Here is a 15,210-nt window from a genome sequence, read left to right on the forward strand (position 1 = left end):
GAATGTCCGAGCATTCTGCTGGGGAATGGCTGGTTAGTCGAGTTCGGCGGCGGGCGGCTCTTTCGGTGGCTTGCCGTCGACCAACGGCACGATGGTCTTCGCTTCCGGCTCGATCGGCACCATCTTGTATTCCTGGCCGTGCAGGTTCTTGAGGTAGACCTCCATCTGCCGGAACGAGATGTTGATGTGCTGCTTCTTGAACTCGCGGTTGATGAAGCGGTTGACCTCGTCGAGCACCGGGTTGCGGTCGCCGAGGTCGCGCACGTGCATGCGCAACTCGTGGTCGAGGGTGCTTTCGCCGAAATTCAGGAAGTACACGTGCGGTTCCGGGTCTTTCAGTACGCGCGGGTTGTCGCGTGCGGCCTTGAGCAGCAGCTCTTTCACCAGGTCCAGGTCCGAGCCGTAGTCGACACCGAGCTTGAGGGTCACCCGGGTGATGGTGTCGGTCAGCGACCAGTTGATCAGTTGCCCGGTGATGAACGTCTTGTTCGGGACGATGATGTCCTTGCGGTCGAAGTCGGTGATGGTCGTGGCACGGATACGAATCTTGCTCACGGTGCCCGACAGGTTGCCGATGGTGATGGTGTCACCGATCCGCACCGGACGTTCGAACAGGATCATGATGCCGGAAATGAAGTTGGCGAAGATTTCCTGCATGCCGAAACCAAGGCCGACCGACAGCGCCGCCACCAGCCATTGCAACTTGTCCCAGCTCACGCCGAGGGTAGACAGCGTCGAGACGAAACCGACGCCGGCGATCACATACGACAGCAACGTGGTGGTCGCGTAGGCGCTGCCCTGGGCCAGGTTGAGCTTGGATAGCACGAACACTTCCAGCAGCCCCGGCAGGTTGCGCGCCAGGGCGAAGGTGATACCGACGATGATCAGCGCTCCGAGCATGTCGCCAATGCTGATCGGCACCATGCTCATGTTGGCGCCGGTACCGCTGGTGTATTCGTAGAGGGTGACGTTGTCCAAGTACGAGAACACCGTGATCAGGTCGGCCCAGACCCAATACAGTGCCGCCATGAAGCCGCCGAGCAGCGCCAGACGGATCAGGCGCAGGGACTGTTCGTTGACCTTCTCGATGTCCATGGTCGGCTCTTCGATCACGGCTTCGCCATCGCCGGCCTCCTTGGCGGCCAGTCGTTTGGCCCGGGCGCGCTGGTAGGCCAGACGCCTGGCCGCCACGCTGAGGCCGCGCACGAAAGTGGCTTCGATCACCAGCCAGAACATCAGCAGGTACAGGGTGTTGATCAAGCGGTCGCTGAGCTTCAGTGCGGTGTAGTAGTAGCCGAAGCACACCGCCACGAACAACGCGACGGGCAGGGCGGTGAACAGGATCCCCACCAGTTTGCGGAACAGCGAGGCGTTTTCGTGGGTCGGGCTGCTGATGAGCAAACGGCTGAGCAGCAAAGTCATCAAGGCGTAGCAGATGAGCACCACCGGCATGCCGATCACGTCATCGGCCAGCGCCGCCGGTTGCAGTTCGGCAACGGCGACGACGGTCACCAGTGCCATGACCACGATGCCGAGGCGGCGGATCCATCTACGCAGGAACTCCACCTGGGGCTTTTCCCAGCGGAAATGCAGTTCTGCCACACCACCCGGCGCGAGGATTCGGTAGGCGGTGTAGAACACCAGCCAGGCGCCGGCCATTTGCAGCAGCGCCGCGCCCATATTGGCGTTCTGCCCACGGGCGTCGATTCGCAGGGCCAGCCCGCACAAGGCGAGGCCCAGGGAAACCGGCATCGCCAGCAGAATATTGATCAGAATCGCCTGCGGCGTGTGCCACTGGCTATCGCGTTTGAAGTGACCGATGTCCTGGTGAACCTTGTTCAGTCGCGCGTACAGATTCTTGCGGCGCCACAGCAGAGCGCCGATCAAAAACGCCAGCGGCAGGAACAGCAGCGGGCGCTGGGTCAGGCCGTCGGTCAGTTCGCTCAGGCTTGAAAGTACCGGTAGTGAATCGAGTTGACGCTGGAGGCGATCCGGCACACTGCGGATCCACTCCAACTCCAGCGGCTTGTTGCTGGGAATCCAGAACATCTGTTCATCAAGCGTCGCCCGCAGGCTTTGCGCGGTGCTGAGCAATTGCTTCTGGTTCAGTTGCAGGGTGATGGATTCATTGAGTACCGCGCTCAGTTCGCGGTTCAGTCGCTCCAGCAGGTCGGCGCGGGTGGTGGCCAGTTCCATCAGGCTTTTGCGCAGCTGCGCCGTGACTTGCTCGGGGGGTTGGGTCGACAGCAGGTTTTCGACGTAGGTGGCCGGATTGCTCAGCAATTCCCGTTGCTGGCTGACTTCGAACTGATACAGGCGAATGTCGGCGATCTGATCGGCGAGGTTGCGGTCGAGCCGCAGGCGCGGCAACGCCTGTTTCTGTTTGTAGAGAATCTTCGAGAGCAGCAGGCTGCCTTTGAGCACGTTGATTTGCTCGTCCAGGGCCGCATCGCTCTGGGTCAGGCTGTCCAGCTGTTGCTTGGTCTGCAGGTTCTGCTGGGTGACTTCGTTCAGGCGGTCGGTGCTTTTGAGCAGGTAGTCCGAGAGCTTCAGGTTGGTAGCGCTTTCGGTGGCCAGCAGGCTGCTGCCGCCGGCCTTCTGCGCTTCGATGGATTGCTGGGTGACCGTTTCCTGGGACAGAGCCAGACGCTTCTGGTTGATCAGGGTCTGTAGTTCCTGGATTTCCTGATCCAGGCGGTCGGATCGCTCCGATAACAGGTCATGCTGGCTGTTGCCGAGGTCTTGCAATTGGGTATTGCCGGCCAGTTCCTGGCGCCGCAGCGGGATCAGGGCGTTCAGCGCTGCAAGCTCGGCATTGAGCTGGTCGCGTTGCTCGGCGCTCAAGGTCTTGCCGGCGTCCTTGCCGTTCTTGAGGATGGTGTTGATCTGCTGGATGCGCGTCTGGCTGCTGGAAATCTCCGCCTGGGCACGCTCGGGGCGGGTCTGGGCGGTGATGATCAGGCTGTTGGCATCGGCCAGGGCCTTTTGCAGGTCGCTTTGCTGGGTGGAGCGCTCGGTGAGCAACTGTTCAAGCTGCTGGATCGGTTCTTTGGCGAAACGCTGCGCCACCGGCGCCACGGTACTGGCCTTGAGGCGGGTCAGTTCACGCTGGTTCTCGATCGTCTGTTTGGGCGCACTGTTCAATTGCTGTTTGAGTGCGGCCAGTTTCTGCTCGTAGTCACGCTTGTTGTTGAGCTGGTTCAGCGTGCTTTGCAGAACGGTTTGCAGGGCCTTCTGATCGGCTTCCGGCAGTTTGCGGTCGGCGATCTTGTCCAGGCTCGCCTGCACGGCTTCGCTGGAAGGCGGTTCGGCCGCTTGCAAAGTACTGACAGAGAGACTCAAGCCCAATAGGGCGATGGCGAAAATGGAGCGCAGGTTAGGCATAAAGACCGGTCAAGCAAGTGATAGTGGAAGCAGTTTAGAGGAAGAGTCCGGGACCCGGGCGACTTCCTTCGGGGAATCTGACGCCCACTTTGCCGATCTTGTTCCCGTCCATGACTGCCACGGTCCAAATGGTGTTGTTCCATTCCACCTGGTCGCCTACCACCGGCGCGCCGCCGACCTTCTGGGCAATGAAGTGGCCCAGGGACATGTCCGGATCGATTCCTTCGACCTTCAGGCCATAGAGGGCCGCAACCGCGGCCAGCTGGGCGTCTCCTTCGAGTACGAAGTCGCCGAAGAAGCGTAGATCGAGGCCCCGTTGTGGCGCCTGGCTGAAGAGTTTTCCGAGGGCCGGCAGGTTGTGTTCATGGCCGATAACACACAGCAAATCATCGACTTCCAGCACCGTACTACCCGACGGATGGAGCAATTGTTGACCGCGAAAGAGGGCGGCGATACGAGTGCCCTCGGGCATTTTCAGCTCGCGCAGGGGCGAGCCGATGCACCATTTTTCCGCGCCGAGGCGATAGACGAACAGCTCCCACTCGCTGGTGACGTGCACTTCCAGGGCCGAGCGGGAGATGGGGGCAGGCTCCGGGGGCACCGTCACCTTCAGCAGCTTGGCGACCCACGGCAGGCTCGTACCCTGAACCAGCAGCGACACCAGCACGATAAAGAAGGCGAGGTTGAAGTACAGCTGGGCGTTGGGCAGGCCGGCCATCAGCGGGAACACCGCGAGAATGATCGGGACCGCGCCGCGCAGGCCGACCCAGGAAATGAACGCTTTCTCGCGACCATGGAACGCTTTGAACGGCAGCAGGCCAACCATCACCGACAGTGGCCGGGCAAACAGAATCATCCAGAGTGCCAGTGCCAGTGCCGGCAGGGCAATCGGCAGCAAGTCGTGGGGTGTGACCAGTAGGCCCAGCACCAGGAACATGCCGATCTGCGCCAACCACGCCATGCCGTCGAGCATGTGCAGAATGCCGTGACGGCTGCGCACCGGGCGGTTGCCGATCACCAGGCCGCAGATGTATACCGCCAGGAAGCCGCTGCCGTGCAGGGCGTTGGTCAGGGCAAATACCACCAGGCCACCGGCAATCACCAGGATCGGATACAGGCCGGTGGCCAGGTTGATGCGATTGACCAGTTGCAGCATGAGCCAGCCACCGCCCAAGCCAATGACGCCACCGATACCGAACTCGCGCAGCAGATGGGTCAACAGGCTCCAGTGCAGACCGGTCTGGCCGCTGGCGAGCATGTCGATCAGGGTGACGGTGAGGAACACCGCCATCGGGTCGTTGCTGCCGGATTCGATTTCAAGGCTGGCGGTTACCCGTTCGTTCAGGCCTTTGCCGCCCAATAGCGAGAACACCGCCGCGGCGTCGGTGGAGCCGACGATGGCGCCGATCAGCAGGCCCTGAATCAGGTTCAGGTTGAACAGCCACGCGGCCGCCATGCCGGTCAGCCCGGTGGTAATCAGTACCCCGACCGTGGCCAGGGACAACGCCGGCCATAACGCCACGCGGAAACTCGACACCCGGGTGCGCAAGCCGCCGTCGAGCAGGATCACCGCCAGCGCGAGGTTGCCGACCAGATAAGCCGTGGGGTAATTATCGAAAATAATGCCAGCGCCATCGACACCGGCCGCCATACCGACGGCCAGGATGATCACCAGAATCGGGATACCGAGGCGGGACGAAAGTGAGCTCACCAGAATACTCGCACCTACCAGCAACGCGCCGATCAAGAACAGGCTGTTGATGGTCGTCGCATTCAAAGGCAGTACTCCAGAAAGCTGAAAGGCGGGCGCAAACTGACCATGCAGTCTGCGTGCCAGCGATTCTAACCTGTTGAATTGCGTCGCTGTCAAAAAAGGTTTTGAGGGCGCCTGCCCAGGTGCTGTCTCTATGATTGGCTTACTGTTGCGTCGATGAAAGATCCATTCGAGCGGGGCATTGGTTTTCCGCCCCGGACTTAAATTGAGTTGGATTTTTAATTGGCAAAGGTCAATAGGCTTTCAAGGATGAGGCGACTGTCTTGTTAGATCTTTGAGTCCGCTTTTGATAAGTGCTGGCAGATTGTTTACTACGATGTGTCAGGACCATCCAGAATCGACGATATCTCCCAGGCGTACGAGGCCTGTCACCGAAATGACCATCATTGATTTAGCGCTTTCAACTTTTACGAGAATATTGCTCTGGTTGTTGTGAGGTAAGTAATCCAGAAATGCATCGCCTGGGTTCTTGAAATCAGAGATGTCCGAAAGATTAAAATTCAATGAGCTCACTCCGGCATTTTTTAGGGCTATTGACATGTCGATGCGGTCTTTACCAGTTTCGAAGTTAGAGATGTATTGAGGTTTTCTGGACACCTCGAGAAATTCGACGATGCCATAGGTGACGCCGCCTCTATCGTTTGATGTCAAGGTAATGCCAGGGCTTGTTGCGGTAGCAGTGTGCTGTGGAGCGGGGTCTGCAGTTACTGAAGTAGGAGGGGTGAAGTTTTTTTGATTGTCTATCATGATGAGTCAACTCTCGTTGGGTATGTAAATAAAGTTTTTTTGATGAGTTTTTAGTTTGATCCGCTATTCGGCGGTGAATAAATTATTCCATAGTCTTAATTGTCATTGCGAGCGCGGGTTTTATTCGAGGTGTTTCTTGGTTGTTTTATTGTGTTGGTGGGTGGTTTGAATACTTATTTAAGTTTGTCGGGGCTTGTCTGAAGTGCAGAGTTCTTCAGTGTGCTATTTTCTTTATATTGAATTGGCGTTGTGACGTCGAATAGAGGTAAGTTGGATAGGGTGAAATGAGGGTGTGGGTATATTTATTGATTTCGTTGTCCGCCGTGGCGTCCCGTTCGATTTCATTGTTCTGCCGGGTCAGAGAGGCCAAATGGAGGGAGGCGGAAATCCGCAGCAGGGGTGTCGCACAAACGCCACGGCGACGAAGTGCAGGAACCAGATCGGGCAAATACAGTCTCTACAGTTCGCGAGAAAGGTCACTCGTCAGCAAAATCAAGGCTTTGCGCCTGTATAACCCTGGCATCCAGGGTGACTTTTCTTTATCGTACGCGCCCTTTGAAAAAGCCCGGAAAATCAAAATGTTGGAAGCATCCCTAAGCCAATTGGAACAACTGGTCAGCGACCTGGTGCAACAGAACCAGAACCTGACCGCGGAACTGGCCCAGGCCAAAGATGAAAACGAAAGCCTGCAACTGAGCCTGATGGAACACGAAGAGAAGCAAGGCGCCACGGCGGCTCGCATCCAGGCCCTGGTTGAGCGCGTCAGCGCAGGTCCTGTCAGCGCATGAGTTACAACGCCGCAGGGGTAAAAGTCGTCTCGATCCTGGGGGAGGACTATTCGATCAAGGCACCGGTCGGGGAAGAGCAGACCCTGCTGGACGCTGCGATGATGTTGAAGGCAGCCCTGGCCGAAACCAAGAGGAAGTACCCGACGCTGATCGGTGACCGACTGCTGGTGCTGGCGGCGATGAATCTGTGCTCCCAGCAGATCGAAATGCAAAAGCAGCACAAGCTCGAACTCGACCGTTACCAAGAGCAAGTCAGCGCCACGGTTGAAGTGATCTCCAAGACGATCAATCAGGCCTGATCGGCTTTGCGCACAACCAAAGAATAGATTGTCGGTTTGTTTGTATACAATCGGCACGGCTGTTGCAGTGTTTCAGCCTCTTATTCTTTGGGGGTGCTCCATGCAGTTCTGGCGACGCAGTATTCAATGGCAATTGATCCTGAGTATGGGCAGCGCCTTGCTGGTCAGTATTCTGATCGTGGTGGGCATCTATACCCTGGTGGTTAACCGCCTCGCCCAGAGCTATCTGGTCGAGCAAGCCTTGCCGTCGAGCATCGAAGCGATGCGCAACGACATCGAACGCATCCTTGTCCAACCGCTCACCGCCGCCAAGGACATCGCCAGCAACAGCATGGTGCGCGACTGGCTGGCCGGGGGGGAAGACCGTGCCCAGGCTGGCACGTTCACTACCTATCTCGAAGGTGTTCGCGCCGAGCACAAAGCCTTTACCGCGATTATTGTCGGCACCGCGTCCAATCATTACTTCACCGAAAAAGGCCTGGACCGGACCCTCAGTCGTTCCAATCCGAAAGACGCCTGGTTCTACTCGTTCCTCGACAGCAACCAGCCGCGCACTCTCAACATCGATAACGACACAGCCACCGGAGAATTGGCGCTTTTCATCGACTTCAAAGTCGAGCAGGCCGGTAAAGTCGTGGGCGTTGCCGGGCTTGGCTTGAGCATGAACGAGCTCTCGGAGCTGATCCACAACTTCAGCTTCGGAGAGCGCGGCAAGGTCTATCTCGTGCGTTCCGACGGTTTGATCCAGGTGCATCCCGAGGCGCAATTCAGCGGCAAACGCACTTTGACCGAGCAGATTGGTGCTACGGCGGCACAATCGGTGATGAGTCAAAAAGCTGCCACCAGCAGCGGCTTCCAGCGTGACGGTGAAGACTTCCTCGCGTTAAGCCTGCCATTGCGTGATCTCGGCTGGACCCTGGTGGCCGAAGTGCCGCAATCGCAGATCTACGCCGAAGCCCGCCGCGCCATGTGGATGAGCAGTGGCATCGGCCTGGCGGTGGCGATTGTGTGCTTGCTGCTGGTGGTGTTGCTGGCCCGTGGGTTGGTACGACCGATTCGTCAGGTAACAGCGGCACTGGTTGCCATTGGTAGCGGTGGTGGCGATTTGACCCGCCGGTTAGATTCCAGTCGCGCCGATGAGCTGGGCGATCTGGCTCGCGGTTTCAATCGGTTCCTGGATAGCCAGCGCGACATGATCGGCGAAGTACTGACCACCAGCGAGCGACTGCGCACCGCTGTCGGTCAGGTTGCACGGGTCGTGGATAACACCGCTGAACGCTCCGGTCGCCAACAGGAAATGACCGACATGGTCGCAACTGCGGTTCACGAAATGGGCCTGACCGTTCAGGAAATCGCCCAAAATGCCGGCAATGCGGCGGTCGCGTCGCAAACGGCTCGGGATGAGGCGATGCAGGCACGGGAAGTGGTGGGTGGCTCGATCCGGCATATTGAAAGCATGTCCGACGAAATCGGTGTCGCCGCCAGCGCTGTGGGTGAATTGGCGCATCAGGTGGCGTCGATCGACCAGGTGCTGGCGGTGATCCGCGGGATTTCCGAGCAGACCAACCTGCTGGCGCTCAACGCTGCCATCGAAGCGGCGCGGGCCGGGGATATGGGGCGTGGGTTTGCCGTGGTTGCCGATGAAGTGCGCACCCTGGCGCGGCGTACGCAGTCGTCCACCGATGAAATCCAGCAGATGATCGGCAGCCTCAAGCAAGGTGCGGAAAACGCGGTGTCGTCGATGCATTCCGGGCAAGCCGCGACGGGCACGGGTGTCGAGTCGAGCCAGCGTACCGGCGCCTCGTTGACCGCGATTACTGGGCAAGTGGAACGCATCAGCGACATGAACCATCAGGTGGCGGCGGCGACGGAAGAGCAATCGGCGGTGACTGAAGAAATCAATCGCAACGTGCAGGGGATTTCCGATCTGGCCCGGGCGACGGCGGGGGAGGTCAGAGCCTGTCGGGATGATTGTCAGACGTTGCAGCGGTTGGCGGATGATCTGGCGCGGCAGATGGGTGGGTTCAAGCTGAAGTGATGTGTTGGTAGTGCTGACGCCATCGCGAGCAGGCTCGCTCCCACAGGGTTTGGGTGTTGAACACAGGATTTGTGATCAACAGAGATACCTGTAGGAGCGAGCCTGCTCGCGATTGGATTTCAGCTACACCATAGATCCGGGATCAGAACCACTCATCCTGCATCCCCAGGCAAACATCATCCCGAGCTTCAAGAATCGCCAGCTCATGGTGGCAACCCGGCACTTCCCAGGTCAGGAAGTAGCGCGCCGCCTGTAGCTTGCCTTTATAGAAGCTCACATCCGCCGCATCGCCCTTGGCCAGGCCTTCCTCGGCGCGAATCGCCTGTTCCAGCCAGCGCCAGCCAATCACCGTGTGCCCGAACACCTTCAGGTACAGCGCCGAATTCGCCAGGCTGCTGTTGACCTTGCCTTGTGCCAGATCAGTCAGCAGGCCGATGGTCACGGTTTGCAGGCGCGCCACCAGTTTTTCCAGCGATTCACGCAGCGGTGTCAATGAATCAAACGCCTGTGCTCGCTCTCCAGTGGCAGCGATCAGACGAATCAGCTGCTTGAGCCCCGCGCCACCGTTCTGTGCCAGTTTGCGGCCCAGCAGGTCCAGCGACTGAATGCCGTGGGTGCCTTCGTGGATCGGGTTCAGGCGGTTGTCGCGGTAGTACTGCTCCACCGGGTATTCGCGGGTGTAGCCGTGGCCGCCGAGGATCTGGATCGCCAGTTCGTTGGCCTTCAGGCAGAACTCCGACGGCCAGGATTTGACGATCGGCGTCAGCAGGTCCAGCAATTCATGGGCCTGCTTGCGCTCGGCTTCGGTCGCAAGCGTCGTTGTGTCATCGAATAGCCGCGCCGCGTACAGGCCGAGGTCGAACGAGCCTTCGACGTAAGCCTTTTGCGTCAACAGCATGCGTTTCACGTCAGCGTGCTGAATGATCGCCACCGGCGCGGTGTTCGGGTCCTTGCTGTCCGGCACGCGGCCCTGCGGACGCTCGCGGGCGTATTCCAGCGAATACAGATAGCCCGCGTAACCAAGCATCACCGCACCCATGCCGACGCCGATCCGTGCTTCGTTCATCATCTGGAACATGTAGCTCAAGCCATGGTGCGGCTTGCCCACCAGATAGCCGACGCACTCGCCGTTATCGCCGAAGTTCAGCGCGGTGGACGTGGTGCCACGCCAGCCCATCTTGTGGAACAGCCCGGCCAGCAACACGTCGTTGCGCTTGCCGAGACTGCCGTCGTCGTTGACCAGGAACTTGGGCACGATGAACAGCGAAATGCCCTTCACCCCGGCCGGCGCATCCGGCAGCTTGGCCAGCACCATATGCACGATGTTTTCCGACAGCGAGTGATCGCCACCGGAAATGAAGATCTTGTTGCCCTTGAGGCGATAGGTGCCGTCGGACGCAGGTTCCGCGCGGGTACGAATATCCGACAGCGATGAGCCCGCGTGGGGTTCGGTCAGGGCCATGGTGCCGAAGAAACGGCCATCGATCATCGGCTGCAGGAAGCGGCGCTTCTGCTCATCGGTGCCGAAGCTTTCGATCAGGTTCGCCGCGCCCATGGTCAGGAACGGATACGACGTCGAAGCCGCGTTAGCCGATTGAAAGTGCGCGAAGCAGGCCTGGGACAGCAGCGTAGGAAGCTGCATGCCGCCAGCGTCGAAACTGCGCGCGGCGTTGAGGAAGCCGGCTTCGAGGAAGGCATCCACCGCCGGTTTCACTTCCGGAATCAGAATCGCCTGGCCGTTCTCGTAGCGCGGCTCGTTCTCGTCGCCCTTGCGATTGTGCGGGGCGAAGAACTTCTCGGCGATGCTGCGGGCGGTGCCAATGGCCGCATCGAAGGTTTCGCGGTTGTGCTCGGCGAAACGCTCACGCTGGGTCAGGCCCTCGGCATCAAGGACTTCATACAGCTCGAAAGCCAGATTACGGGAGCTGAGCAACGTCTCGGACATGGCGGCCTACCTTTTGTTGGAATGGGCCGAGTCTAGTCTTGTGAATTTATGCTGAATAGCATGATTGATGAGCGTGATGGTGGGGCAGAGCAGCGACTTAGCAGGCACCACAAAACAAATGTGGGAGCGGGCTTGCTCGCGAAGAGGCCGGCACATTCAACATCTATGTTGAATGACACACCGCCTTCGCGAGCAAGCCCGCTCCCACAGGGTTTTTGTATTTCAGGCGCCCATTACGGGCGCCTGATTTGTTGCGGTTTAGCCGATGGTCATCAGGCTGGCATTACCACCCGCCGCCGCAGTGTTAACGCTCAACGCACGCTCAATCACCAAACGTTCCAGCGCAATGTTGGTTTCGCCTTGCGACAGACCCTGAACCCCGACGATGGCGCCGGCACGCTTGGCAACCTGCTGGCACACCGCACGCAACTGGTCGGAGTGGCCATGATGCACAACTGCATCAAACACCACTTCGTCCTTGTTCCAGTCGGAAACCAGCTTGATGCGTGCCTGAATGTCCTTCGGCAGGCGTGCGAACAAGGCTTTGGTCATGTCAGCTTCCGGCCACACCGCTGAACCACCGACAGCCAATACCGCCGCCAGTTGAGTCAGCAGGTCGCCTTCGACTTCCGTCAGGCACAGCACGTGTTCCCGTGGCAGGATCGCGTAGCTGTTGCGCTCGCCAGTCGGGCCAGCCAGTACGCGGGTGATGCCGCTTTGCGATTGCGCGGCGAACTGCACGCACAGGGTGCTCAGGTCGGCGAACTTGTGGCTGTCGGCCCAGGCTTTCAGGGCAGTCAGCGGCTTGCTCATGGCATCGCGCAGACGAACGTCCGGTGCTGCGGCAGCATCACCGCGAGCGAAGGATTTTTCGATCGCATCCGCAGGGCGGGTCGACAACAGGCGGTACAGGTACAGCGGGCCGCCGGCTTTCGGGCCGGTACCCGACAGGCCTTCGCCGCCGAACGGTTGAACACCGACCACGGCACCCACAATGTTGCGGTTGACGTAGACGTTACCGGCGTTGACGTTGTCGATCACCTTGGCGATGGTCTCGTCGATGCGGGTGTGCACGCCCAGGGTCAGGCCGTAGCCGGAAGCGTTGATCTGGCCGATCAGTTGATCGATGTCCTTGCGCTTGTAGCGAACCACGTGCAGCACCGGGCCGAAGATCTCACGCTGCAACTCGTCGAAGCTTTCCAGTTCGATCAGCGTCGGCATCACGAAGGTGCCGCGTTTGACTTCTTCGGCATCGGCGATGGCCACCTGATACACGCTGCGACCTTTGTCGCGCATGGCCTGGATGTGCTTCTCGATGCCGGCCTTGGCTTCGGCGTCGATCACCGGGCCGATGTCCACGGACAGACGCTCAGGGTTGCCGAGACGGCTTTCGGCCATGGCGCCCTTGAGCATTTCGATGACGCGGTCTGCGGAATCTTCCTGTAGGCACAGCACACGCAATGCCGAGCAACGCTGACCGGCGCTGTCGAACGCCGACGAAACCACGTCGATCACGACTTGTTCGGTCAGTGCCGAAGAGTCGACGATCATCGCGTTCTGGCCACCGGTTTCAGCGATCAGCGGGATCGGACGACCCTGGCTGTCCAGGCGACCGGCGATATTGCGTTGCAGCAAGCGCGCGACTTCAGTGGAGCCAGTGAACATCACGCCTTTGACGCGCTCATCACCCACCAGGCCGGCACCGACGGTTTCACCGCGACCCGGCAGCAGTTGCAGCACGCCCTCCGGAATGCCGGCTTCGAGCAGCAGGCGTACGGCCTGAGCCGCGACCAGCGGAGTTTGTTCCGCAGGCTTGGCCAATACCGGGTTACCGGCGGCCAATGCTGCAGCCACTTGACCACTGAAGATCGCCAGCGGGAAGTTCCACGGGCTGATGCACACCACTGGGCCCAGCGGACGGTGAGCGTCATTGGTGAAGTCGTTGCGTGCCTGCACCGCGTAATAACGCAGGAAGTCCACGGCTTCACGCACTTCGGCGATGGCGTTGGCGAAGGTCTTGCCGGCTTCGCGAGCCAACAGGCCCATCAGCGGCTGGATCTCGGCTTCCATCAAATCAGCAGCACGCTCCAGAATCGCGGCGCGCTCGGCTGGCGGGGTGGCCTGCCAGATCGGCGCAGCGTTGAGGGCGCACTGGATCGCGTTGTCGACGTCTTCGACGGTCGCTTCCTGCACATGGCCGACCACATCACGCAGATCGGATGGGTTCAAGACCGGTGCCGGCGCTTCGCTGCTGGAGGCGCAACCGAGCATCGGCGCCGCTTTCCAGTGGTTGTGCGCGGTAGCGAGCAAGGCGCAGGACAGGGACGCCAAACGATGTTCGTTGGCCATGTCGATGCCGCTGGAGTTGGCGCGCTCGGAACCGTACAGGTCACGCGGCAGCGGAATGCGCGGGTGTGGCAGGCCGAAGCCACCTTCCACGGTTGCCATCTGCTCGATGCTGGCTACCGGATCGGCTACCAGTTCCTGGATCGAAATCGACTGATCGGCAATGCGGTTGACGAACGAGGTGTTCGCGCCGTTTTCCAGCAGACGACGCACCAGGTAAGCCAGCAGGGTTTCGTGGGTGCCGACCGGTGCGTACACACGGCACGGACGGTTCAGCTTGCCTTCGGAAACTTTGCCTACAACCTGTTCGTACAGCGGTTCACCCATGCCGTGCAGGCACTGGAACTCGTACTGACCCGGGTAATAGTTCTGACCGGCGATGTGATAAATGGCCGACAGGGTGTGGGCGTTGTGCGTGGCGAACTGCGGGTAGATGACTTCCGGCACCGACAGCAGTTTGCGCGCGCAAGCGATGTAGGACACGTCGGTGTACACCTTGCGGGTGTAGACCGGGTAGCCTTCCAGGCCTTCGACCTGGGCGCGCTTGATTTCGCTGTCCCAGTACGCGCCTTTCACCAGGCGGATCATCAGGCGATGACGGCTGCGGCGAGCCAGGTCGATCACGTAGTCGATCACATACGGGCAACGCTTCTGGTAAGCCTGGATGACGAAACCGATGCCGTTCCAGCCAGTCAGTTGCGGCTCGAAGCACAGGCGCTCGAGCAGATCCAGCGACAGCTCGAGGCGGTCGGCTTCTTCGGCGTCGATGTTCAGGCCGATGTCGTATTGCTTGGCCAGCAGGGTCAGCGACAGCAGGCGCGGGTACAACTCGTCCATCACGCGCTCGTACTGCGCACGGCTGTAGCGCGGGTGCAGGGCGGACAGCTTGATCGAGATGCCCGGGCCTTCATAAATCCCGCGACCGTGGGAGGCTTTGCCGATCGAGTGGATGGCTTGTTCGTACGAGGCCAGGTACTTCTGGGCGTCGTGCTCGGTGAGTGCGGCTTCACCCAGCATGTCGTAGGAATAGCGGAAACCCTTGGTTTCGAACTTGCTGGCGTTGGCCAGGGCTTCGGCGATGGTTTCGCCGGTCACGAACTGCTCGCCCATCAGGCGCATGGCCATGTCGACGCCCTTGCGGATCATCGGCTCGCCGCTCTTGCCGATAATGCGGCTCAGGGACGATGTCAGGCCGGCTTCGTTGTGGGTCGACACCAGTTTGCCGGTCAGCAGCAAGCCCCAGGTGGCGGCGTTGACGAACAACGACGGGCTGTTGCCCAGGTGCGGCTGCCAGTTGCCGGTGCTGATCTTGTCGCGGATCAGCGCATCGCGGGTGCCTTTGTCCGGGATGCGCAGCAGCGCTTCGGCCAGGCACATCAGCGCCACGCCTTCCTGGGACGACAGGGAGAACTCCTGCAGCAGGCCCTGAACGATACCGGCACGGCCGCCGGCGCTCTTCTGGTTGCGCAGTTTTTCAGCAATCGAGGTGGCGAGTTTGTTGGTGGCGTCGCACATCGGTGCCGGCAGGCGCGCCTGCTCGATCAGCATCGGCACGACTTCTGGCTCAGGGCGACGGTAAGCGGCGGTGATCGATGCGCGCAGTACCGATTGCGGCAGGATGCTTTCGGCGAATTCGAGGAAGCACTGGTGGGCGTGATCCAGAGGCGCGTCGACGCTGTCGTCGGAATCCTTGGTCAAACCGCTCAGCTCGGTCAGGGTTGCACCACCCTCGAGTTTTTCCAGGTAATTGAAGATTGCCTGCTTGATCAGCCAGTGCGGCGTGCGATCAATCGAGGTCGCGGCGGCCTTGAGGCGTTCGCGGGTCGGGTCGTCAAGTTTGACCCCAAGGGTGGTGGTAGCCATGTTTTTATCCTCATGTTTGCCACGAC

Annotated in this window: 8 protein-coding genes and 1 pseudogene; 4 read left to right on the forward strand and 5 right to left on the reverse strand. The window is 60.0% G+C overall.

Annotated elements, in window-relative coordinates; genetic code table 11:
• Positions 1-33: 33 nt before the first annotated feature.
• From mscK to AC1DVE_RS06550, 3 genes are all read right to left on the reverse strand, one after another.
• Complete coding sequence (gene mscK, locus AC1DVE_RS06540; RefSeq protein ID WP_223457722.1) at positions 34-3,384, reverse strand: mechanosensitive channel MscK; 3,351 nt, start codon at positions 3,382-3,384, stop codon at positions 34-36.
• Between the two features lie 34 nt (positions 3,385-3,418).
• On the reverse strand, positions 3,419-5,161 hold the full coding sequence (locus AC1DVE_RS06545; protein WP_223457724.1) for a potassium/proton antiporter: 1,743 nt from the start codon (positions 5,159-5,161) through the stop codon (positions 3,419-3,421).
• Between the two features lie 318 nt (positions 5,162-5,479).
• The gene (locus AC1DVE_RS06550; protein ID WP_223457726.1) at positions 5,480-5,905 is read right to left on the reverse strand and encodes a hypothetical protein; all 426 of its coding nucleotides are present in this window, start codon (positions 5,903-5,905) and stop codon (positions 5,480-5,482) included.
• A 578-nt stretch (positions 5,906-6,483) separates the two neighbouring features.
• Here AC1DVE_RS06550 and AC1DVE_RS06555 point away from each other — a divergent pair.
• The 4 genes and pseudogenes from AC1DVE_RS06555 (at position 6,484) to AC1DVE_RS06570 (ending at position 9,030) form a co-directional block, all read left to right on the forward strand.
• Positions 6,484-6,693 (forward strand): hypothetical protein, encoded by a 210-nt coding sequence (locus AC1DVE_RS06555; protein WP_095943263.1) that lies wholly within the window; start codon positions 6,484-6,486, stop codon positions 6,691-6,693.
• Positions 6,690-6,992, forward strand: coding sequence for a cell division protein ZapA (locus AC1DVE_RS06560; protein ID WP_150754767.1), 303 nt, complete (start codon positions 6,690-6,692; stop codon positions 6,990-6,992). The genes AC1DVE_RS06555 and AC1DVE_RS06560 overlap by 4 nt, the downstream gene beginning before the upstream one ends.
• Positions 6,993-7,137: 145 nt before the next feature.
• A pseudogene (locus tag AC1DVE_RS06565) lies at positions 7,138-8,166 on the forward strand (HAMP domain-containing protein); the annotation flags it as partial.
• Positions 8,167-8,298: 132 nt separating this feature from the next.
• Positions 8,299-9,030: a methyl-accepting chemotaxis protein gene (locus tag AC1DVE_RS06570; protein ID WP_411741674.1), complete on the forward strand. Its 732-nt coding sequence runs from the start codon at positions 8,299-8,301 to the stop codon at positions 9,028-9,030.
• A gap of 142 nt (positions 9,031-9,172) precedes the next feature.
• On the opposite strand, the gene AC1DVE_RS06575 is transcribed toward AC1DVE_RS06570, so the two are convergent.
• Together AC1DVE_RS06575 and putA are read right to left on the reverse strand one after the other, a co-directional pair.
• Positions 9,173-10,975, reverse strand: a complete 1,803-nt coding sequence (locus AC1DVE_RS06575; RefSeq protein ID WP_223457730.1) for an acyl-CoA dehydrogenase — start codon at positions 10,973-10,975, stop codon at positions 9,173-9,175.
• Positions 10,976-11,233: 258 nt separating this feature from the next.
• Positions 11,234-15,184 carry a trifunctional transcriptional regulator/proline dehydrogenase/L-glutamate gamma-semialdehyde dehydrogenase gene (putA, locus tag AC1DVE_RS06580; protein ID WP_223457731.1) on the reverse strand — a complete coding sequence of 1,317 codons (3,951 nt, stop codon included), beginning with the start codon at positions 15,182-15,184 and terminating at the stop codon, positions 11,234-11,236.
• Positions 15,185-15,210: the final 26 nt, after the last annotated feature.

The organism is Pseudomonas sp. P4_B4, assembly GCF_056402255.1.

What these genes read in the sequence shown, in the direction of transcription:
- AC1DVE_RS06570 (WP_411741674.1), top strand. Translation starts at nt 8,299, where the DNA reads ATGGTCGCAACTGCGGTTCACGAAATGGGCCTGACCGTTCAGGAAATC.
- putA (WP_223457731.1), bottom strand. Translation starts at nt 15,184, where the DNA reads ATGGCTACCACCACCCTTGGGGTCAAACTTGACGACCCGACCCGCGAA.
- mscK (WP_223457722.1), bottom strand. Translation starts at nt 3,384, where the DNA reads ATGCCTAACCTGCGCTCCATTTTCGCCATCGCCCTATTGGGCTTGAGT.
- AC1DVE_RS06550 (WP_223457726.1), bottom strand. Translation starts at nt 5,905, where the DNA reads ATGATAGACAATCAAAAAAACTTCACCCCTCCTACTTCAGTAACTGCA.
- AC1DVE_RS06555 (WP_095943263.1), top strand. Translation starts at nt 6,484, where the DNA reads ATGTTGGAAGCATCCCTAAGCCAATTGGAACAACTGGTCAGCGACCTG.
- AC1DVE_RS06575 (WP_223457730.1), bottom strand. Translation starts at nt 10,975, where the DNA reads ATGTCCGAGACGTTGCTCAGCTCCCGTAATCTGGCTTTCGAGCTGTAT.
- AC1DVE_RS06560 (WP_150754767.1), top strand. Translation starts at nt 6,690, where the DNA reads ATGAGTTACAACGCCGCAGGGGTAAAAGTCGTCTCGATCCTGGGGGAG.